Origin of the sequence: Mesorhizobium sp. CCNWLY176 (assembly GCF_037153935.1) — a bacterium.
GTDB classification, from domain to species: domain Bacteria; phylum Pseudomonadota; class Alphaproteobacteria; order Rhizobiales; family Rhizobiaceae; genus Mesorhizobium_M; species Mesorhizobium_M zhangyense.
In genome coordinates, this window is the sequence record NZ_JBBBDZ010000005.1 from 255983 (window position 1) to 274563 (window position 18581).

An 18581-nucleotide genomic window follows, 5' to 3' on the forward strand; every position below is an offset into this window, starting at 1 on the left:
AACAGTGACGATATGCTGCTTTTTCCGCCCTTGACCCCTCCGGCTGGGTAAGGCAATCGAACGCGACCCATCCGCGGCCCGAGTCGCCGCCTTTCATTCGGAGCAGGAAAAATGGCCGACGACATCACCGAAACCAGCCAGACCGTTGCCGCGGGCCAGCTGCGCGCCTTCATCGAGCGCGTCGAGCGCCTCGAGGAAGAGAAGCAGACCATTGCCGACGACATCAAGGACGTCTTCGCCGAGATGAAGGGCACGGGCTTCGATACCAAGGCCGTGCGCACCATCATCCGCCTGCGCAAGAAGGACCAGGCCGAGCGGCAGGAAGAGGAAGCGATCCTCGATCTCTACAAGGCTGCCCTCGGCATGGAGTGAGCCATTTCGCCCGCCCGGCTCAGCGGTGAAACGCAGCCGGGAGCGGACGATGGAATAATTTGACTTCGGCCGCCACTGGGCGGCTGACTCCCGGCATCGGGTTGGGATGAACGGGAAATTGTGAAACCCGGCTTTGCTTCCACCCTGAACATGGGTAGAAAGTCGCATGCCGAAATTCAACCGCCGCAAAATCCTGGTAATGGCTGCGACGAGCGCCGCGTCAACCGCGCTGGCCGCTTGCACGAGTGGTCCTCCACGCCAGGCGGGAGGGTTCGTCCAAACCGCAGAACCGCTGCCGGAGCCGCTGCCACAGCCCGTCGTCAGTCCCAGCTTCGGCGATCCTCGCATGATGTATGCCGCCATGTCCGACGACGGTCATGACATTCCTGCCGTGCCTTTCGAAAAGATCAACCCGAAATTCTATCGACAGGTCGTGCCTGACCCGACCGGAGAGCAGCCGGGAACCGTCGTCGTCGACACGGCAAACCATTTCCTCTTTCTCGTCGGCAACATGGGGCAAGCAATCCGCTATGGTGTCGGCCTCGGCCGTCAGGGTTTCGAGTGGTCGGGCCAGGGTGTGATCCAGTGGAAACAGAAATGGCCACGCTGGTTTCCGCCGAACGAAATGATCGACCGCCAACCCGAGCTGGAAAAATATCGAGCCCGGCAGATACCCCGCACGAACGATTGGGAGGGTGGCATGGAGGGCGGCGTCAGCAACCCGCTCGGAGCCCGCGCGCTCTACATCTTCCAGAACGACAAGGATACGCTCTATCGCCTCCACGGCTCTCCGGAATGGGCGTCGATCGGCAAGTCGGTCTCGTCGGGGTGCGTGCGGCTAATGCACCAGGACATCATCGATCTCTATGACCGGGTTCCCGATGGCACGCCTATTGTTGTCACCGGCGGATTGCCGCCGGCTGTCTAGCCCAACTGTTCTCGGGTTGGACTGATCCTGTGCTTCAACCCGGCCTGCTCATAGCCCTTGGGCTTGCAGGTGTTGAGGGAGCGGCGAGCGATGGAAGAATTTGATTTTGGACCTCGCCGGGCTTCAGAATTCCGGCATCGGGCCTTCTGGGCAGTGTTCGAGGAGCGGCATCCCGAAGAAAAGTCTCGCCGGGCGCGGCATGGGCCGTGGTTCTGGCAACGCGGGCTGGCCGAGATCGGCCTCGTCATCACGATGTATGTGGCGCCGGAGCCAAATCTCGTCGGCGTCTTCTTCGGCCGCAACGAGAAGCTTGGCGCGGTCGATGCCCAAGCGCGGCTGAAGCCTTTCCAGGCCATTATCGAGGAACGGCTGAAGATCAGGCCCGAGCAGCGTTTCGATGGGACAAGCCTCGGCTGCACATGGCGGGTGAATTGCTTTGCCGAAGACAACTGGCCGGCCATGGCCGACTGGCTGGTGACCGAGGCCTCGCGTTTTGAGCGCGTCGTGACAGAACTGCTCAGCGAGCGCTAACCTTCAGCCAAGCAGCACTTCACGTAGAACAACGGCATCATTGTGCGTTTCGTCGCGGGCGGAATAGACCAGCGTCACCACGCCGGTCTTGGCCAATTCGCGCAGATGTTCGATCTGCTCTTGATGCGTTTCGAGTTCCGCAATGTATCGCCTGCGGAACTCCTGCCATCTTTCAGGATCGTGCCCGAACCATTTTCGCAGTTCGGTGCTCGGCGCGATTTCCTTCATCCACTGATCGAGCCTGGCGTCCGCCTTGCTCACGCCGCGAGGCCAGAGCCGGTCGACCAGGATGCGAGCGCCGTCATCGGCGGACGGCGGCTCATAGGCCCGCTTGAGCCTGATCCTGTCCGCCGGGATCTTGCCGGCCATGCCTCAGGCAGGCTGGAAGTTCAGGGCCACGCCGTTGATGCAATAGCGCAGGCCGGTCGGCGGCGGGCCGTCTTCGAAGACATGGCCGAGATGGCTGCCGCAGCGCGCGCAATGGCATTCCGTACGGACCATGCCGTAGCTGCGGTCGACGGTTGTTTCGACCGAGCCCTCGACCGGGTCGTTGAAGCTCGGCCAGCCGGTGCCGCTCTCGAACTTCAGCTTTGCTTCGAACAAAGGCTGGTCGCAGCCGACGCAGGTGAAGGTGCCGGCGCGCTTCTCGTAAAGCAGGGCGCAGCTTCCCGGCCGCTCGGTGCCGTGACCGCGCATGACCGCATATTGTTCCGGTGTCAGCTTGGCGCGCCATTCTGCGTCGGTGCGGGTGACGGGATAGGTGTGGGTGTCCATGAGGCCGCCTCCAGGGGAAGTTTTGTTCCGGCCGAATGTAAGACTGAAAGCCGGGTTTACCAAGTGCCTCAATGCTTCCTGGAAAGCTCCTTGGTCGCGCTTTCCAGCCCCGAAAGCGTCAGAGGGTACATGCGGCCGGAAAAAATGTCGTTGATCGTCTTGATCGAATGGGTGTAGCTCCAGTGCTTTTCGCGCGTTGGATTGATCCAGATGGCATTGGGCCATTGCGCGATAACGCGCTGCAGCCAGACCGCCCCGGGCTCGGGGTTCCAATGCTCGACGGAACCGCCGGCATAGGCGATCTCGTAGGGGCTCATGGAGGCGTCGCCGACGAAGATGACCTTGTAGTCGTGGCCGTATTTATGGAGCACGTCGTGGGTCGGGATGACTTCGGAATGGCGGCGGCGATTGTCCTTCCAGACGCCTTCGTAAAGGCAGTTGTGGAAGTAAAAATATTCGAGCTGGCGGAATTCGGCGCGCGAGGCTGAAAACAGCTCCTCCACCACCTTGATGTGGTCGTCCATCGAGCCGCCGACATCGAAGAACATCAACAGCTTCACCGCGTTGCGCCGTTCCGGCCGGGTCTGAACGTCGAGATAGCCGTGCTCGGCGGTGGCGTGGATGGTGCCGGGCAGGTCGAATTCCTCGTCCGCGCCCTCGCGCACCCAGCGGCGCAGGCGCTTCAGCGCAACCTTGATGTTGCGGATGCCGAGTTCGACGGAATCGTCGAAATTCTTGAACTCGCGCTTGTCCCACACCTTAACCGCGCGGCGGTGGCGGCTTTCGTTCTGGCCGATGCGCACGCCTTCGGGATTGTAGCCATAGGCGCCGAAGGGCGAGGTGCCGGCGGTGCCGATCCATTTCGAGCCGCCCTGATGACGGCCCTTCTGCTCTTCGAGGCGCTTCTTCAGCGTCTCCATCAGCTTGTCGAAGCCGCCCAGCGCCTCGACCAGCTTTTTCTCGTCGTCGCTCAGGTGCTTTTCGGCAAGCCGCCGCAGCCATTCCTCGGGCAGGTTTTCGACATCGATGGCGCCTTCGCCGGCCAGCGCCTCGACGCCCCTAAAGACGTGCGCAAAGACCTGGTCGAAGCGGTCGATATGGCGCTCGTCCTTCACCAGAGCCGCGCGGGCGAGATAGTAAAAGCCCTCGACGTCGTAGTCGACCAGCCCCGCTTCCAGCCCTTCGAGCAGGGACAGATATTCCCGCAGGGACACGGGGACTTTGGCGGCCTTGAGTTCGAGAAAGAAGGGAATGAACATGGCTTGTTTCATGCCTCCTTCAGGGGTGGTCGGGCAAGTGCCAACATGCGGGCAGCCCATAAACCTGCGAACATTGCGGGCAGGAATACCAGCGCTCCGGGCGCGGCAAGACCAAGTGCCGTCAGCGCCGGGCCCGGACAGAAGCCACCAAGCCCCCAGCCGACGCCGAAGATCGCAGCACCCGAAAGCAGGCGCGCATCCACGTCCTTGGCCGTTGGCAGCCGGAATATATTCGCCAGAAGCGGGCGGTCACGTCTCAGCACGATACGGTAGCCAAGAAACGTGACGAGCACGGCGCCGATCATGACGAATAGGAGCGATGGGTCCCACGTTCCGGCCAGATCGAGGAAATTGAGCACCTTGGCGGGGTCGGACATGCCCGAGACGACAAGGCCGATGCCGAAGAGCAGGCCGAGCAGCAGATTGACGACGAATGTCATGGCTCAGCCTCCGACCATGTGACGCATGACGAAGACCGTGACGAAGGCGGTGGCCATGAAGGTGGCGGTGGCGACGATCGAGCGTGTCGAGAGACGCGAGATGCCGCAGACGGCGTGCCCGCTGGTGCAGCCGCCGCCGAGGTTTGCGCCGAAGCCGACCAGCAAGCCTGCTATGGCCATCAAGGGCAGGTTCGATGAAACCGTCTGCAGGACAGGCTGGCCAGTCACCGCCATCACGACGAAGGGAGCGCATAACAGGCCTGCCACGAAAGCGAGCGCGGACAGGCTGCCGGCGCCTTCCCGATAGGGCGGCAGCAGGCGCGTGGCTATGCCGCTGATTCCGGCGATCCGGCCTTCCAGTGCCATCAGCAGCACGGCGGAAAGGCCGATCAGGGCACCGCCGATCAGTGACGAGAACGGCGTGAATTCAGTCATGCATTCCTCCGATTAAGCCGCTGGGCCTTGCGCGGCCAAAAGCCGGCCGATGCTACAGCAAATCGCATCCAATGAAATCGCCCGGTGCGCAGTTGGTGCCAGCCTCTATCGAGTCGTCGTGGTTAACAGTGGGATTCAACCTTTCTTGGTAATTTGTCGTTAGGAATTTGCGTCAGTGGGGTTCGATGGCGTTTTTCTTGCCTATCGACGTGTTTGCTTGCGTGCGGGTGTTTATGCGTTTTTCAGGGGTTCCAGCAATTCTCTTCGCCTGCATGGCTTTGGCCGGCTGCACATCCAGTTCGGGCGTGGGCGACATTCTGGCGCAGCCATCGCTCGAAACGACGAGTTCCGTCGTTAGGCCAAGCGGTCCGGTGCCTGCGGCAAGCGTCGGTGCCGTCAGTCCCGATCCCCAGCAAACGCTGCCTCATCAGGCATTGGCTGCGGCCGCTCCGATCCCGCCGGCAGCGGTGGCGCTTGCGGTCGAAACCAAGTCGGCGGGAATGCCGGTGCCCGAGCTGAAACCGGTCGCACTGATGGTGCCGTCAGACCCGTCGGGCAGCAGAACTGTGCCCCGCGAACGCAGCCGCGTCTACAGCCGCCAGTTCCGCGATGCCAAGCCGATCAATTTCGGAAAGGCCTCGCCAAGGGCGCTGGCTGTCCACGGTGTTGACGTGTCGCGCTGGCAGGCCGACATCGACTGGCAGAGACTGCGCAGCCAGGGCGCGAACTTCGCCTATATCAAGGCGACCGACGGCGGCGACCACCTCGACCCGATGTTCCGCAAGAATTGGCGCGGTGCCCAGGAGGCCGGGCTGAAGCGCGGCGCCTATCACTTCTTCTACTGGTGCCGCACCGCCGGCGAACAGGCCGACTGGTTCATCCGCAACGTGCCGAAGGTGGAAGGCGCGCTGCCGCCGGTCATCGATGTCGAATACAATGGCGAGTCGAAATGCCAGCGCCGCCTGTCGCCCGCCAAGGTGCGGGAGAAAATGCAGGTCTTCATGGACAAGCTGGAGCGGCATTACGGCCAGCGCCCGATCATCTACACCGCGCCGGATTTCTATCGCGACAATCTCAGGGGCGAATTCCTTGACTATCCGTTCTGGCTCCGCGCCGTCGCCCAGCACCCGTCCAAGGTGTATCCCGGCCGCAAGTGGGTGTTCTGGCAGTATTCTGGGTCCGGGCTTTCGCACGGCGTTGCCGGGAAGATCGACCTCAACGTCTTCCACGGCAGCGAGAGCGACTGGCACCGCTGGGTCGACCGGGTGACCGGCCAGACCGAGGTGGCTACAGCAGGTCGTACTCAATAAAGCCGGTGCGCCGCGCGACGTAGTCGTAAAGCTTGCGCGCGGTGGCGTTGGTCTCGTGCGTCATCCAGTAGACGTTCGACACGCCGATCTTGGCGGCTTCCTGCTTGACTGCCTCGATGAGAGCCGCGCCCACGCCCTTGCCGCGCACGTCAGGGTCGGCGAACAGATCCTGCAGATAGCAGTTGTTGACCACCGACCAGCATGAGCGGTGGTACATATAATGCGTCAGGCCGACCGGTTTACCGTCGAGAAGCGCGATGAAACCCTTGGGCTCGTACTCGCCTTGCGTGAACAGCCGCTTCCAGGTGGTCTGGTAGACCTCTTCCGGCACCGTCGCCTTGTAGAAGACCAGATAGTCGGTCCAGAGGCGGCGCCATTCGGCGTGGTCGGACTGTTCGAGCGGGCGGATGGTGACTTCGGTCATTGGCTTTCGCTTTCATCGATCGCTTGGTGTCGAAGGCAACCTGCCCGAGTACGAAGCTGTTACCAACGGTCCAGAGCTGGAAAAGCGTTGTCCGCGCTTAAGAACCCCTCTCCGTCTCGCTACGCGAGCCACCTCTCCCCATTTCATGGGGCGAGGAACCCCCCAGTTCTGTAAAGCCGCGACCTCAATGGGCGCCGGTTCCTCGCCCCGCTTGAGGGGAGAGGTGGCTCGGCGAAGCCGAGACGGAGAGGGGAAATTTCTACCCTTGCCGTCTCGCCATGAACGCCAGCCGCTCGAACAGGTGCACATCCTGCTCGTTCTTGAGAAGCGCGCCGTGCAGCTTGGGCAGGGCGTTCTTCGGGTCGGCGCGTAGATCGGCTGGATCGATGTCGTCGGCGACCAGCAGCCTGATCCAGTCGAGCGCCTCGGAGGTCGAGGGCTTCTTCTTCAGGCCGGGCACGTCGCGGATTTCGTAGAACTGGGTGAGGGCGGCGCGGACCAGGTTCTGCTTGATGCCGGGGTAATGAACCTCGACGATCTTGGTCAGCGTATCGGCATCGGGGAAGCGGATGTAGTGGAAGAAGCAGCGACGCAGGAAGGCGTCGGGCAGTTCCTTTTCGTTGTTGGAGGTGATGATGACGATGGGGCGCACATCCGCGCGGATCGTCTCGCCGGTCTCGTAGACGAAGAATTCCATCTTATCGAGTTCCTGCAAAAGATCGTTGGGGAACTCGATGTCGGCCTTGTCGATCTCGTCGATCAAAAGCACGACCTTCCTGCCGGCGGCGAAGGCCTCCCACAGCTTGCCGCGCTTGATGTAGTTCTTGATGTCGTTGAAGCGGTCGTCGCCGAGCTGGCTGTCGCGCAGGCGCGAGACGGCGTCATACTCGTAAAGGCCCTGCTGGGCGCGGGTGGTCGACTTGATGTGCCATTCGATCAGGTCGAGACCAAGGGCGGATGCCACCTGCTTGGCAAGCTCGGTCTTGCCGGTGCCGGGCTCGCCCTTGACCAGCAAGGGCCGCTCCAGCGCGATCGCCGCATTGACCGCGACCATCAGATCCTTTTCGGCAACATAGGCCGAGGTGCCTTCAAAACGCATTCCAAACTCCAGATTGGTGTTGGCCGCGACAGTAGGGGCGGGGCGGCATGGGGGCAAGGGTTGGTGGCGCCTCTTCCTTCTCCCCGTTTACGGGGAGAAGGTGCCCGAAGGGCGGATGAGGGGCGGCGCCAACGTCGAGCACTAACGATCAACGTTGGCGCTGCCCCTCACCCTGCTTCGCCCGGCAAGCCGGGCTTCGCCTTCCCTCTCCCCGTAAACGGGGCGAGGGAGGAGGTAGGGCGGCGCTTTCATCTAAATTTTTTCAAAGCCGGCAATTCTCTGGCGTGCACCCTCGATGCGTCCTATATTCATCGATGACGGTCTGTGCTTCCCGGCAGGAGAACATTTTCCCCGGGGCCTTAACGATCCTTAGGGAGCTGTCCCTGGGAAGACCCGTGGGTCTTTTCATACGGCGCCCACCTACTTTGTAGGTTCCCGGGATCGCTCTCTCCACCGGTTGTGTGGATCGTCACTTCCCCGATTTCGCTGCGCTTTTCAAAAACGTCGCTTCCGCGATGGCATCCCCCAACTGGCATTTTTTATCCTGCCCCGGCATAAGGGGCGCGATGATGGAAAAAGCACTCAAGAAACAACTGCGCCTGGAAGCGCTGGCGCGCCGCGACGCGCTGCCTGTGGTGTGGCGCATCGAGGCGTCGCTGCAGATGGCGGATATGGCCGGGTCCATTCCGGTCGAGCCGGGGCAGATAGTCTCGGCTTTCTGGCCGATGCGTTCCGAGGTCGATATCCGACCGCTGATGTTTTCCCTGCGCGAAAAAGGCGCGCGGCTCTGCCTGCCGGCAATCCTCGACAAGACGACGATCGTCTTTCGCGAACTGGTGCGTGGTGCGGAACTCGTCCAGATGAGTTTTGGCACTGCCGGTCCCCCCGAGGATGCAGAAGTGCTAGACCCTTCGCTGATGCTGATACCGCTGGCCGCCTTCGACGCGCGCGGCCATCGCATCGGCTATGGCGCCGGCTATTACGACCGGGCGATTTCGCGCCTGCACGACAAGGGCCTCGACCCGCGCATGATCGGCATCGCCTTCGACTGCCAGGAAGTGCAGTTGGTGCCCGACGAGCCGCACGACGTGATCATCCCGGAAATCCTGACCGAAAGCGGCTTGCGCCGGTTTGCCTCTACTCTGTAGAAGGATGTTCGCAGAAGCGTGACCTATCCCAAGGTCACGCTCTTTTTGTTTACGCCGACGATGGCTGCTGGATCGCGCTGCATGAGACTTCTTTTTCTCGGGGACATGGTGGGTAAATCCGGCCGCACGGCAGTGTGGCAAAAGCTGCCGGGGCTGATTTCCGACTTCAAGCTCGATTTCGTCATCGTCAATGGCGAGAACGCTGCCGGCGGCTTCGGCATAACCGAAGAGATTTTTCGCGAGACGCTGAATGCCGGCGCTGATGTCGTCACAACCGGCAACCATGTCTGGGACCAGCGCGAGGCGCTGACATTTGCGCCGCGCGAGGATCGCTTCCTGCGCCCGGTCAATTTTCCGAAGGGTACGCCGGGCCGCGGTTCGGGCGTGTATATCGCAAAGAACGGCGCGCGGGTGTTCGTTTCCAACATCATGGGCCGGGTGTTCATGCATCCCGAACTCGACGATCCTTTTCAGGCGGTGGAGCGCGAGCTTGCAGCCTGCCCACTCGGCGAGCAGGCAGATGCGGTGGTTATCGATTTTCATGCCGAGGCGACGAGCGAGAAAATGTGCTTTGCGCATTTCGTCGATGGGCGCGCCAGTCTCGTTGTCGGCACCCATACGCACCAGCCGACCGCCGACCACCAGATTCTGAATGGCGGCACCGCCTACCTGACCGACGCCGGCATGTGCGGCGATTATGATTCCTCGCTCGGCATGGACAAGGAAGAACCGCTGAACCGGTTTCTTTCGAAAGTGCCGAAGGGACGGTTCGAGGCCGCGAACGGCCCTGCGACGATTTGCGGGCTCGGCGTCGATATATCCGACCGTACCGGGCTTGCCGAGAAGGTTGCGCCGTTGCGGCTCGGGCCGCGCCTAGAAGAAACCGTGCCTTCTTTCTGGTCTTGACGTTGAAGTGAGCCTGTAGCCTACCTACTTCTGCCGGACTATTTTTCTTTCAGATTGTCAGGGGACATTCAGCAGATGCCGATCATCGACTTTCTGGCGCCGCACTTCGCCTTCGTGAATGATCCAACGGCGTGGGTCGCGCTTGTGACGCTTGTCGTGCTCGAGATCGTGCTCGGCATCGACAACCTGATCTTCATCTCGATCCTGACCAACAAGCTGCCGGCCGAGCAGCAGTCGCGGGCGCGAAAGCTCGGCATAAGTGCTGCACTCATCATGCGGCTGGTGCTTCTGGCGACGATCTCCTTCATCGTGCAATTGACCACGCCGGTTTTCTCGGCCTTCGGCCATGGCTTTTCCTGGCGCGACATCATCCTGATCGCGGGTGGCCTGTTCCTTGTGTGGAAGGCGACCAAGGAAATCCATCACACGGTCGATCCGGAAGATCACAAGGATTCGATGGTCGGTGCCACGGTCAAGCTTTCGATGGGTGCCGCGATCTTCCAGATCCTGCTGCTCGACCTGGTCTTCTCGGTCGACTCGATCATTACCGCCGTCGGCATGACCGACGAGATCGTCATCATGTATATCGCCGTTATCGCGGCGGTGACGGTGATGATGGTGGCTGCCGACCCGCTGGCGAAATTCATCGCCAAGAACCCGACCATTGTCATGCTGGCGCTGGGCTTCCTGCTGATGATCGGCATGACGCTGATCGCCGACGGCATGGGTTACCATGTGCCCAAGGGCTACATCTACGCCGCCATGGGTTTTTCTGCGCTGGTCGAGGGGCTCAACATGCTGGCCAGAAAGCGCAAGGTCAAAGGGCACGGCGAGTAATGGCGGGGCGGGCTTTCGCCCGCCATCGTCTATTGTTCGCCTGAGGTCTATTCCGCGGCCTGGCGCCGGGCCGCGATCACGTCGCCATATGTCTTGCCCCATTCGGCAAGCGGGATCAGCGCATCGTCGAGCGAGACGCCAAGTGCGGTCGCTGAATATTCGACGCGCGGCGGGACCTCGTGAAACATCTTGCGATGAACGAGGCCGTCGGCTTCCATTTCGCGCAACTGCTGGATCAGCATCTTCTCGCTGATGTCCGGCACCAGCCGCTTCAATTCACCGAAGCGGCGCGGCTCGGTGTGGATCAGCCACAGGATCAGGGCCTTCCATTTTCCGCCGATAACCTGGAATGCGGGGCCGAGCCCGCAGCTGTCCGGCTGTTTTTTTGCCATGGAAATCCTCAATACTTACTATCAGGTTAGTACCTTACGATATTGTAGGTACTTGCTCATGGTCAAGTATTGCATAGGTTCCGGTCAGCGTCGCGCTGGCCTTTCCGGTCGGTGCGGTGAGCCAACCCGAAAGGAAATCAAGATGGAACCTGTACTCTTCTACGGCGTGCCGTATGGCTGCTCGTTCGGCTCGATCGTCGCACTCGAATGGCTCGGACAGCCCTATCGCCTCTGCCGCGTCGACATGCTGGCCAAGAAGGAAAGCGAGACCTTTGGCGGCGTCAGCCCGCTCGGCGAGACGCCGGCGCTGCTGCTGGAGGATGGCCGACCGCTGGTCGAGAGTTTCGCCATCATGCAAAACATCGTGGCGCGTGGCCGCGACAGAAGGTTTGGGCAAGGGTCTGAAGAGTTCGACCGGCTGAACAGCGTGCTTGCCTATCTGCACACGACGTTCCATTCGGCCTTCTCGCCGGCCTGGACGGCCTACAAGCTGGCCGAGGACGATCCCAACCGCGAGGTGCTGCGGGCGCTGGCGCGCGAGAAGGCTGCACGGAGCTATGCCCATCTGCAGGACATGATGGCGGATCGCGAATGGCTGGCGGGCGATACGAAGACCGTCGCCGACGCCTATTTCATCGGCATTGCGCGCTGGGGTGAGGACCTTGGGCTGTTCGATATCGCGAAAGAGTATCCGGAGCTTCACAGGCATATAGCTAGGCTGGAGGCTGATTCCGGTGTGATCTTCGCCCATGCGATCGAGGACGAGAAGCCGGCGACCAGCAGTGGCGGGTTTCTGGGGCATGTGACGTTGGCGGAGCTTGAGCGGCGGGTCGCTGCTTAGCCACTTCGCTGGCAGATAGATTGCCCCTCACCCTTACCCTCTCCCCGTAAGGACGGGGAGAGGGAGACGCCAGCGTTGGAGGTTCCTCCTTCTCCCCCGTTCACGGGGAGAAGGTCCCGGCAGGGAGATGAGGGGCAAGAACTTTCCAAAAGCATTGGCATTCTGGTCGTCAGGCCGCCGCTGACCCCCTCAAATCCCCTCCAGCACCACAATCGTCGGTTGGCGCGGCAGGGTCTTCAGCGACACCGTGAGCGAGGGGCTGTCGCGGAAGTCGACGGCGAAGCCTTCGCCCACGCGGCGGAGGAATTCGTCAAGCGGCGTCGCGTGGCGGTGCATGGGCAGAACGACGGAGGAATAGAGCCGTTCCGTGATCTCGCTGATCGAGCCGATGGACTGGGTCAGGCCGCCGTCGATCGGCACCATGACGATGTCGAGCCGGCCGATCTGGCCATATTGCTGGTCGCTGAGGCGCGTATGCAGGTGGCCGAGGTGGCCGATGCACAGGTCGGCGACCTCGAAGATGAAGATCGAATTGCCATCGCGTTCGAGTTCGCCGCCCCAGCTGCGGATGTCGGTCGGCACGTTGCGGATATAGACATCGTCGACCACGATCCGGTGCTTTGCCGGCCCGCCTTCCGGGTTCCAGCCGCGCAGCACATGTTCGATGCCGGGATCGGGCGCGTTCGTGTAGTGTGTGCGGTGCGCCTTGTTCATGGTGACGACGCGCGGCAGCGGGTCGCTGCCATAGATGCCGCTGAAGTCGGTGGCGATGCGCACGCCGGCAGGGCTCTCGATGACATAGGTGGAATGGCCGGCATAGGTGATTTTCACCTCGCCGCTGGTTCTCGCCTGCGCCGGCGTGAAATTGGCATAGGTGACGCCGGGCAGCGCCTGCGCGATGGCGATGCAGCGGCTCGGCACCGGGTCTTCCTGCGCGAATGCGGCCAGCGGCCAGAGCAGGAAGGCGAGCAGAAAGGCAAGGCGAAAAGCTGGCATTCCAAGGCTCCCGTCGCAGGCGGCGATGAATGATGCGGCAATGCAATATGACCGGCGAAAGGGCATTATCGGGAGTCACGTTTTCGCGAGGGCGGCAAACGCCGGTACTTCTGGACGTTCACCGTCATTCTGGTTTATAAGCCGGCCCATTCCAGATAGCCGAGTAAAGACTAAGGGGTCCCATGGCCGGCCATTCACAATTCAAGAACATCATGCACCGCAAGGGCCGTCAGGACGCGGTGCGCTCGAAAATGTTTTCCAAGCTGGCGCGCGAAATCACCGTTGCCGCCAAGGTCGGCGTTCCCGACCCGGCGATGAACCCGCGCCTGCGCCTGGCCGTGCAGAACGCCAAGGCCGTGTCGATGCCGAAGGACAACATCCAGCGCGCCATCAACAAGGCGTCGGCGGGCGATGCGGAAAACTATGATGAAGTGCGCTACGAGGGCTATGGCCCCGGCGGCGTTGCCGTCATCGTCGAGGTGCTGACCGACAACCGCAACCGCTCGGCATCCAACGTGCGCGCGGCCTTCACCAAGTCCGGCGGCGCGCTCGGCGAAACCGGCTCGGTGTCCTTCATGTGGGACCGCGTCGGCGAAATCTTCTATCCGGTGTCTGCCGGCAGCGCCGACAAGCTGATGGATGCGGCAATCGAGGCGGGAGCCGACGACGTGCAGTCGGACGAGGACGGCCACACCATCCTCTGCGCCTTCGAGAATCTCGGCGAAGTGTCCAAGGCGCTCGAAGCCTCGCTCGGCGAAGCCGAATCTGTGAAAGCGATCTGGAAGCCGCAGAACAACATTCCCGTCGACGAGGACCGCGCCCAGTCGATCCTGAAACTCGTCGCCACCCTCGAAGACGACGACGACGTGCAGAACGTCTACGCCAATTTCGAGGTCGACGAAGAGACGATGGCCAAGCTCAGCGCGGCATGACCGAAGCCGCGCCAAAAGCCCGCGTAGCAATCACCTACTGCACCCAATGCATGTGGCTGCTGCGCGCGGCGTGGCTGGGGCAGGAGCTTCTTTCGACCTTTGGCACCGAGCTTGGCGAGGTCGCGTTGGTGCCGGGCACCGGCGGCGTGTTCGAGATCACCTGCAATGGCGAACTGATCTGGGAGCGCAAGCGCGACGGGGGTTTTCCCGAGGCCAAGGTGCTGAAGCAGCGGGTTCGCGATATCATCGATCCCGAACGCGATCTCGGGCATTCGGACCGCAAGTAGCGGCCCATTCGATCATTTGCCCTCGCACGGACCAAAGACGATATGCGCAATCGAACGCGCCAGGCCGTCTACCGCAGCGCTATGATGAAGCAGGCGAGCGAAGCGATGCCGCTCACCGTGCGAACATGGTTCCAGGGCACCCATTCGGCAAGGTAGCGGGTCCAAAGGTTTGCGCCTTCGGCCGTTTCGGGGCCGGCCGCAGCCAGCGCATCGTTCAGCGGCACGTTGAAGATCATCGTCACCAGAAGAATGCCGACGATGTAGAGCAGGCTGCCGGCAAGCAGCCAGGCCGAGCCGATCTCGCTCCAGCCGATGATCGCCTTGACGGCGAGGATCGCGCAGATCAGCGCCGTCCCCATGAAGGCCGTGAGGAACAACGGGTTGATGATGACGACGTTGATGGCGTTCATCGCAGCCGCGCCGTCGCCGGCGGGCAAGCGCGCGAGTGCGGCCATGATGGTGGTCGAAAAGACGAAGAACAGCCCTGCCATGATGCCGCTGCCCAGCGCGGCGGCGAAGGTGAGGACGATGAAGAACGGCGCGATCATTTTTTCTCCTCCCAGATGCCGGTGGCGGCGGTGTCGCGAGCATAATCGGAAAAATCCCTCGGGGCGCGGCCCAGAATACGCTGCGCACCGTCGGTGACGTAGGTGTTGCGGCCGTCGAGCACTTCGGTGAACAGCTCCGTCATAAGGCCGAAGAACTCGGCCGGTATGCCGGCCTGCCTCAGTGTCTCGAAGAAGACTTCGTGGGAAATCTGCTCATAGCGAATGTTCCGCCCGCTCGCCTTGCCGATTTCAGCGGCGGCCTCGGCGAAGGTCAGCAGGCGCGGGCCTGTCATTTCGTAGAGTTCTCCGACATGGCCGGGCTCGGTCAGCGCGATGACGGCGGCGTCGGCAATGTCGTCGGCATCGATGAAGGGTTCCTTCACATCACCGGCGGGCAGGGCGATCTCGCCGGCCAGGATGGAGTCGAGCAGAAAACCCTCGCTGAAATTCTGGGCGAACCAAGAGCAGCGCAGGATGGTCCAGTCGGCGCCGGAGGCCTTGAGTTCCTCTTCGGCGCGCTGTGCCTCCGGCTCGCCACGGCCGGAAAGCAGCACCAGCCGCTTCACGCCGCTTTCCACCGCCAGCCGCGAGAAGGCGCCGACAGCCTCAGTGGCACCCGGCACGGCGATGTCCGGATAATAGGTGATGTAGACGGCGCCGACGCCGTCAAGCACTGCCTTCCAGGTCTTTTCGTCGTTCCAGTCGAAGGGCGGCTGGCCGGAACGCGAGCCGATGCGCACCGGCAGGCCGCGGGCGGCCAGGCGTTGGGCGACGCGGCTTCCGGTCTTGCCGGTGCCGCCGAGAATGAGGGTCGGTTTGGTGGTGTCATTGATCGTGTTCATCACTTCCTCCATAATGTGAGTAATCCTCACATTTGCAAATGTGATAAACCCTCATATTATGGCTGTCAACCGGAATCGCATCGAGGACATCATGGAGCCGACCCCAGCACCTGCCGAAGACACGCCGACTATCACGCGCCGCGCGCCGACGCAGCAGCGCAGCCGCGAGCGGGTGGAGCGCATCCTCGAAGTCGCCTCGGCACTGATCGCGGCAACCGGCAGCGATGCCATGCGCATGAGCGAAGTGGCTGAAAATGCCGGGATTTCGATCGGCTCGCTGTACCAGTATTTTCCTGACAAGGGCGCGATCCTGCGCACTCTGGCCGAGCGCTACAACGCGCAAGGGCGCGAATGCATCGAGGCCGAGCTTGCCGACGTGCGCGACCTCGAAGGGATGCGCGTGGCCTTCGGCCGGCTGATCGACATCTATTACGGGCTGTTCCTGGCCGAGCCGGTGATCCGCGACATCTGGTTCGGCATGCAGGCCGACAAGGGCCTGCGCGATGTCGAGCTCGAAAGCGGCCGGCTCAACGGGGCGCTGCTTGCTGCCGTGCTGAAGCGGCTGCGGCCCGATGCGGACGAGGCAGAGCTCGATCGCTCGGCCTTCCTGATCATGTCGCTGGGGGAATCGACGATGCGGCTGGCGATTTCCGTCGAGCGTGCCGAGGGCGATGCGCTGGTGGAGAATTACAAGCGCATGGTGCTTCGGGAGATGGAGGCGGGGTGAGGGGAAAAAGGCTTCTTCGGCCACGCAGGCGCTGCCCCTCATCCCGCTGCCGCGACCTTCTCCCCGTATAGTGACGGGGAGAAGGAGGAAGCTGTGACGCTGACGCCTCCCTCTCCCCGTCCTTACGGGGAGAGGGTAAGGGTGAGGGGCAGCACCTGCCTGTGCGGATTGGCCAACCAGATCGCTGTTATCCTCACCTGACGTCCCAAAACAAAAAACCCCGCCGAAGCGGGGTTTTTCGAAATCCGTAATGCACTCAGGCTTACATGCCGAGGCCTTCGTAGCGCTTCTTGAACTTCGAGAGACGGCCGCCGCGGTCGAGCAGTGTCTGCTGGCCACCGGTCCAGGCCGGGTGGGTCGAAGGGTCGATGTCGAGGTTCATCGTGTCGCCTTCCTTGCCCCAGGTCGACTTGGTCTGGTACTCGGTGCCGTCGGTCATGACGACCTTGATGGTGTGGTAGTCGGGATGGATATCGGTCTTCATCGGTCTGTTCCTGGCTGTCGCGCTGCGACTCACGGCTTGCGCCTGCGGCGATGCGCCTCTTTTGAAAACTCGAAGCCGCAGCTATTGAAGAGCCACGGCTTCTAAAACGGTCGCGGTGCCTATACATCAGGCGAAAATGAATCACAAGGCCGCACTCGGCGCTTTTGCCAGATGCGGTCGCACAGGGATGGCAACATGGCTGAGACAGGGCGCAGCGCGGAGGAAGATCGCCGGCGTTCGCTGCAGCCGCTGCGACGGCTTTCGCCCTATATCTTGCGCTATCGCGGCATGGTGGCCGGTGCGTTGGTCTCGCTGGCAACCGCTGCCGGCGTGACGCTGGCCTTGCCGATTGCCGTGCGCCGCATGATCGACCACGGTTTTTCGACCTCCGATTCCGGCTTCATCGCCAATTATTTCTCGATGCTGGTGGTGATGGCGGCGCTGCTCGCGCTGGCCTCGGCCTGCCGTTATTACTTCGTCATCACGCTGGGCGAGCGGGTGGTGGCGGATGTGCGCCGCGACGTTTTTGCCCATGTGACGAAGCTTTCGCCATCCTTCTTCGACACGGCACAGTCGGGCGAGATCATCTCGCGGCTGACGGCGGACACGACGCAGGTGAAATCGGCGGTCGGGGCAACGGCGTCGGTTGCGCTGCGCAACGTCATTCTCGGCCTCGGCGCGGTCGGCATGATGGTGGTGACCAGCCCCAAGCTTTCGGGCCTCGTGCTCGTTGCCATCCCCGTCATCGTGCTGCCGCTGGTCGCTTTCGGCCGTTCGGTGCGGCGCAAGTCGCGCGCGGCACAGGACACGCTGGCCGAAGCGACCGCCTATGCCAGCGAGCAGATCGGCGCGATGCGCATCCTGCAGGCCTTCACCAACGAGAAGCTGGTGACCGGGCGGTTTGCGAAGGCCGTGGATACTGCCTTCGAGGCGGCGCGGTCTTCGGTGTTTGCGCGGTCGTTCCTCACCTTCTTCGCCATCTTCACCATCTTCGCTTCCGTCGTGGCTGTGCTGTGGTTCGGCTCGCGCGACGTGCTTGCGGGCACGCTGTCGGCGGGCACGCTCGGCCAGTTCCTGCTTTATTCGGTGTTTGCTGCCGGTGCGCTCGGCGCGCTGTCGGAAGTGTGGGGCGAACTGGCGCAGGCGGCAGGTGCGGCTGAGCGGCTGACCGAGATCCTGGCTGAAGAACCGGCAATCGCAGCGCCTGCGAACCCGCTGCCGCTGCCCAAGCCGGCGCGGGGTCTCGTCGAGTTCCGCGACGTTTCTTTCGCCTATCCGGCGCGGCCAGACCGGCCGACGCTGCACGACGTCAGCTTCACCATCAAGCCGGGCGAGACGGTCGCCATCGTCGGGCCGTCAGGGGCCGGCAAGAGCACGATCTTCGCGCTGCTGCTGCGCTTCTACGACCCCGTTTCCGGTTCCATCCTGATCGACGGCGTCGACATCGCCAAGGCCGATCCGCAGGCAGTGCGCGACCGCACGGCGATCGTGCCGCAGGACGTCACCATCTTTGCGGCGACAGCGGGCGAGAATATCGGCTTCGGCAGACCCGGCGCCGCGCAGGCCGAGATCGAGGCGGCGGCCAAGGATGCGCTGGCTGACGAGTTCATCGAAAAGCTTGGCAACGGCTATGATACGCAGGTGGGCGAGCGTGGCGTCATGCTGTCGGGCGGCCAGCGCCAGCGCGTGGCGATCGCCCGCGCCATCCTGCGCGACGCGCCGATCCTGCTGCTGGACGAGGCGACTTCGGCGCTCGACGCGCAAAGCGAGACGCTGGTGCAGACCGCGCTCGAACGGCTGATGAAGGGCCGCACCACAATCGTCGTCGCGCACCGGCTGGCGACCGTGCTGAAAGCCGACCGCATTCTGGTGATGGATGGCGGGCGTATCGTCGAGGAAGGCACCCATCGCAGCCTCGTGCGCAAGGGCGGCGTCTATGCCGGTCTTGCCAAGCTGCAGTTCGAGACGGGGGCGACCGCTTTCCAGGCAGCCGAGTAGGATACGTTGATATTCAGGCCATGACGGCCTGCAAATGGCGGCTTTCGACTCGTCCTGACCTGAATCTCAAC

24 protein-coding genes and 1 other RNA gene are annotated in these 18581 nt (G+C 62.5%); 13 read left to right on the forward strand and 12 right to left on the reverse strand.

From position 1 onward, the window contains the following. Positions 1–111: 111 nt before the first annotated feature. The 3 genes from WBQ96_RS10975 to WBQ96_RS10985 all read left to right on the forward strand — a co-directional run bounded on the left by WBQ96_RS10975 (position 112) and on the right by WBQ96_RS10985 (position 1831). Positions 112–372 carry a DUF2312 domain-containing protein gene (locus WBQ96_RS10975; protein WP_091909407.1) on the forward strand — a complete coding sequence of 87 codons (261 nt, stop codon included), beginning with the start codon at positions 112–114 and terminating at the stop codon, positions 370–372. Positions 373–538: 166 nt separating this feature from the next. After that, positions 539–1300, forward strand: a complete 762-nt coding sequence (locus WBQ96_RS10980; protein WP_336549813.1) for a L,D-transpeptidase — start codon at positions 539–541, stop codon at positions 1298–1300. A gap of 90 nt (positions 1301–1390) precedes the next feature. Further along, complete coding sequence (locus WBQ96_RS10985; protein WP_336549812.1) at positions 1391–1831, forward strand: hypothetical protein; 441 nt, start codon at positions 1391–1393, stop codon at positions 1829–1831. 3 nt (positions 1832–1834) lie between these two features. Here WBQ96_RS10985 and WBQ96_RS10990 read toward each other — a convergent pair whose 3' ends face one another. The 5 genes from WBQ96_RS10990 to WBQ96_RS11010 form a co-directional block, all read right to left on the reverse strand. Continuing rightward, positions 1835–2200, reverse strand: a complete 366-nt coding sequence (locus WBQ96_RS10990; RefSeq protein WP_165118462.1) for a DUF488 domain-containing protein — start codon at positions 2198–2200, stop codon at positions 1835–1837. 3 nt (positions 2201–2203) lie between these two features. Beyond that, entirely contained in the window at positions 2204–2605 is a 402-nt protein-coding gene (gene msrB, locus WBQ96_RS10995) for a peptide-methionine (R)-S-oxide reductase MsrB (RefSeq protein ID WP_165118464.1), read from the reverse strand. A gap of 68 nt (positions 2606–2673) precedes the next feature. Then, positions 2674–3864: a vWA domain-containing protein gene (locus WBQ96_RS11000; RefSeq protein WP_336550287.1), complete on the reverse strand. Its 1191-nt coding sequence runs from the start codon at positions 3862–3864 to the stop codon at positions 2674–2676. A gap of 8 nt (positions 3865–3872) precedes the next feature. After that, positions 3873–4304 (reverse strand): DUF6691 family protein, encoded by a 432-nt coding sequence (locus WBQ96_RS11005; protein WP_336549808.1) that lies wholly within the window; start codon positions 4302–4304, stop codon positions 3873–3875. A gap of 3 nt (positions 4305–4307) precedes the next feature. Further along, positions 4308–4739: a YeeE/YedE family protein gene (locus WBQ96_RS11010; protein WP_336549806.1), complete on the reverse strand. Its 432-nt coding sequence runs from the start codon at positions 4737–4739 to the stop codon at positions 4308–4310. Positions 4740–4972: 233 nt separating this feature from the next. On the opposite strand from WBQ96_RS11010, the gene WBQ96_RS11015 reads away from it, so the two are divergent. Then, positions 4973–6049 carry a glycoside hydrolase family 25 protein gene (locus WBQ96_RS11015; protein WP_165118866.1) on the forward strand — a complete coding sequence of 359 codons (1077 nt, stop codon included), beginning with the start codon at positions 4973–4975 and terminating at the stop codon, positions 6047–6049. Here the strand turns inward: WBQ96_RS11015 and WBQ96_RS11020 are convergent. Together WBQ96_RS11020 and WBQ96_RS11025 are read right to left on the reverse strand one after the other, a co-directional pair. Further along, a complete protein-coding gene (locus WBQ96_RS11020) occupies positions 6027–6473 on the reverse strand; it encodes a GNAT family N-acetyltransferase (RefSeq protein WP_336549803.1) in 447 nt (148 codons plus the stop codon). The two genes, WBQ96_RS11015 and WBQ96_RS11020, sit on opposite strands and share 23 nt — an antisense overlap. Positions 6474–6732: 259 nt before the next feature. After that, the gene (locus WBQ96_RS11025; protein WP_336549802.1) at positions 6733–7572 is read right to left on the reverse strand and encodes an AAA family ATPase; all 840 of its coding nucleotides are present in this window, start codon (positions 7570–7572) and stop codon (positions 6733–6735) included. A gap of 316 nt (positions 7573–7888) precedes the next feature. Here WBQ96_RS11025 and ssrS point away from each other — a divergent pair. The 4 genes from ssrS (at position 7889) to WBQ96_RS11045 (ending at position 10463) form a co-directional block, all read left to right on the forward strand. Further along, positions 7889–8044: non-coding RNA, 6S RNA (ssrS, locus tag WBQ96_RS11030), on the forward strand. A gap of 94 nt (positions 8045–8138) precedes the next feature. Continuing rightward, positions 8139–8720: a 5-formyltetrahydrofolate cyclo-ligase gene (locus WBQ96_RS11035; RefSeq protein ID WP_336549800.1), complete on the forward strand. Its 582-nt coding sequence runs from the start codon at positions 8139–8141 to the stop codon at positions 8718–8720. An 81-nt stretch (positions 8721–8801) separates the two neighbouring features. Continuing rightward, positions 8802–9626, forward strand: coding sequence for a TIGR00282 family metallophosphoesterase (locus WBQ96_RS11040; RefSeq protein WP_336549798.1), 825 nt, complete (start codon positions 8802–8804; stop codon positions 9624–9626). Positions 9627–9701: 75 nt separating this feature from the next. Beyond that, entirely contained in the window at positions 9702–10463 is a 762-nt protein-coding gene (locus WBQ96_RS11045) for a TerC family protein (protein ID WP_165118480.1), read from the forward strand. 47 nt (positions 10464–10510) lie between these two features. On the opposite strand, the gene WBQ96_RS11050 is transcribed toward WBQ96_RS11045, so the two are convergent. Beyond that, complete coding sequence (locus WBQ96_RS11050; RefSeq protein ID WP_165118482.1) at positions 10511–10855, reverse strand: winged helix-turn-helix transcriptional regulator; 345 nt, start codon at positions 10853–10855, stop codon at positions 10511–10513. A gap of 142 nt (positions 10856–10997) precedes the next feature. Between WBQ96_RS11050 and WBQ96_RS11055 the strand changes: the two genes are divergently transcribed. Next, a complete protein-coding gene (locus WBQ96_RS11055) occupies positions 10998–11696 on the forward strand; it encodes a glutathione S-transferase family protein (protein WP_336549794.1) in 699 nt (232 codons plus the stop codon). A gap of 189 nt (positions 11697–11885) precedes the next feature. Here WBQ96_RS11055 and WBQ96_RS11060 read toward each other — a convergent pair whose 3' ends face one another. Continuing rightward, a complete protein-coding gene (locus WBQ96_RS11060; protein WP_336549792.1) occupies positions 11886–12692 on the reverse strand; it encodes an MBL fold metallo-hydrolase in 807 nt (268 codons plus the stop codon). Between the two features lie 182 nt (positions 12693–12874). Here WBQ96_RS11060 and WBQ96_RS11065 point away from each other — a divergent pair, with 182 nt between their 5' ends. Beyond that, positions 12875–13624: a YebC/PmpR family DNA-binding transcriptional regulator gene (locus tag WBQ96_RS11065; protein WP_165118488.1), complete on the forward strand. Its 750-nt coding sequence runs from the start codon at positions 12875–12877 to the stop codon at positions 13622–13624. Continuing rightward, on the forward strand, positions 13621–13911 hold the full coding sequence (locus WBQ96_RS11070; protein WP_165118490.1) for a SelT/SelW/SelH family protein: 291 nt from the start codon (positions 13621–13623) through the stop codon (positions 13909–13911). Before WBQ96_RS11065 ends, WBQ96_RS11070 begins: the two co-directional genes overlap by 4 nt. A 68-nt stretch (positions 13912–13979) precedes the next feature. Here the strand turns inward: WBQ96_RS11070 and WBQ96_RS11075 are convergent, their stop codons facing one another. After that, complete coding sequence (locus WBQ96_RS11075; protein ID WP_165118492.1) at positions 13980–14459, reverse strand: anthrone oxygenase family protein; 480 nt, start codon at positions 14457–14459, stop codon at positions 13980–13982. After that, positions 14456–15301, reverse strand: coding sequence for an NmrA family NAD(P)-binding protein (locus tag WBQ96_RS11080; RefSeq protein WP_336549788.1), 846 nt, complete (start codon positions 15299–15301; stop codon positions 14456–14458). The genes WBQ96_RS11075 and WBQ96_RS11080 overlap by 4 nt, the downstream gene beginning before the upstream one ends. A 91-nt stretch (positions 15302–15392) precedes the next feature. Between WBQ96_RS11080 and WBQ96_RS11085 the strand changes: the two genes are divergently transcribed. Continuing rightward, positions 15393–16028, forward strand: coding sequence for a TetR/AcrR family transcriptional regulator (locus WBQ96_RS11085; RefSeq protein ID WP_336550285.1), 636 nt, complete (start codon positions 15393–15395; stop codon positions 16026–16028). Positions 16029–16290: 262 nt separating this feature from the next. Here the strand turns inward: WBQ96_RS11085 and rpmE are convergent, their stop codons facing one another. Beyond that, a complete protein-coding gene (gene rpmE / locus WBQ96_RS11090) occupies positions 16291–16512 on the reverse strand; it encodes a 50S ribosomal protein L31 (RefSeq protein WP_091909459.1) in 222 nt (73 codons plus the stop codon). Positions 16513–16707: 195 nt separating this feature from the next. Here rpmE and WBQ96_RS11095 point away from each other — a divergent pair, with 195 nt between their 5' ends. Beyond that, positions 16708–18510 carry an ABC transporter transmembrane domain-containing protein gene (locus tag WBQ96_RS11095; RefSeq protein WP_336549784.1) on the forward strand — a complete coding sequence of 601 codons (1803 nt, stop codon included), beginning with the start codon at positions 16708–16710 and terminating at the stop codon, positions 18508–18510. The last annotated feature ends 71 nt before the right edge of the window (positions 18511–18581 follow it).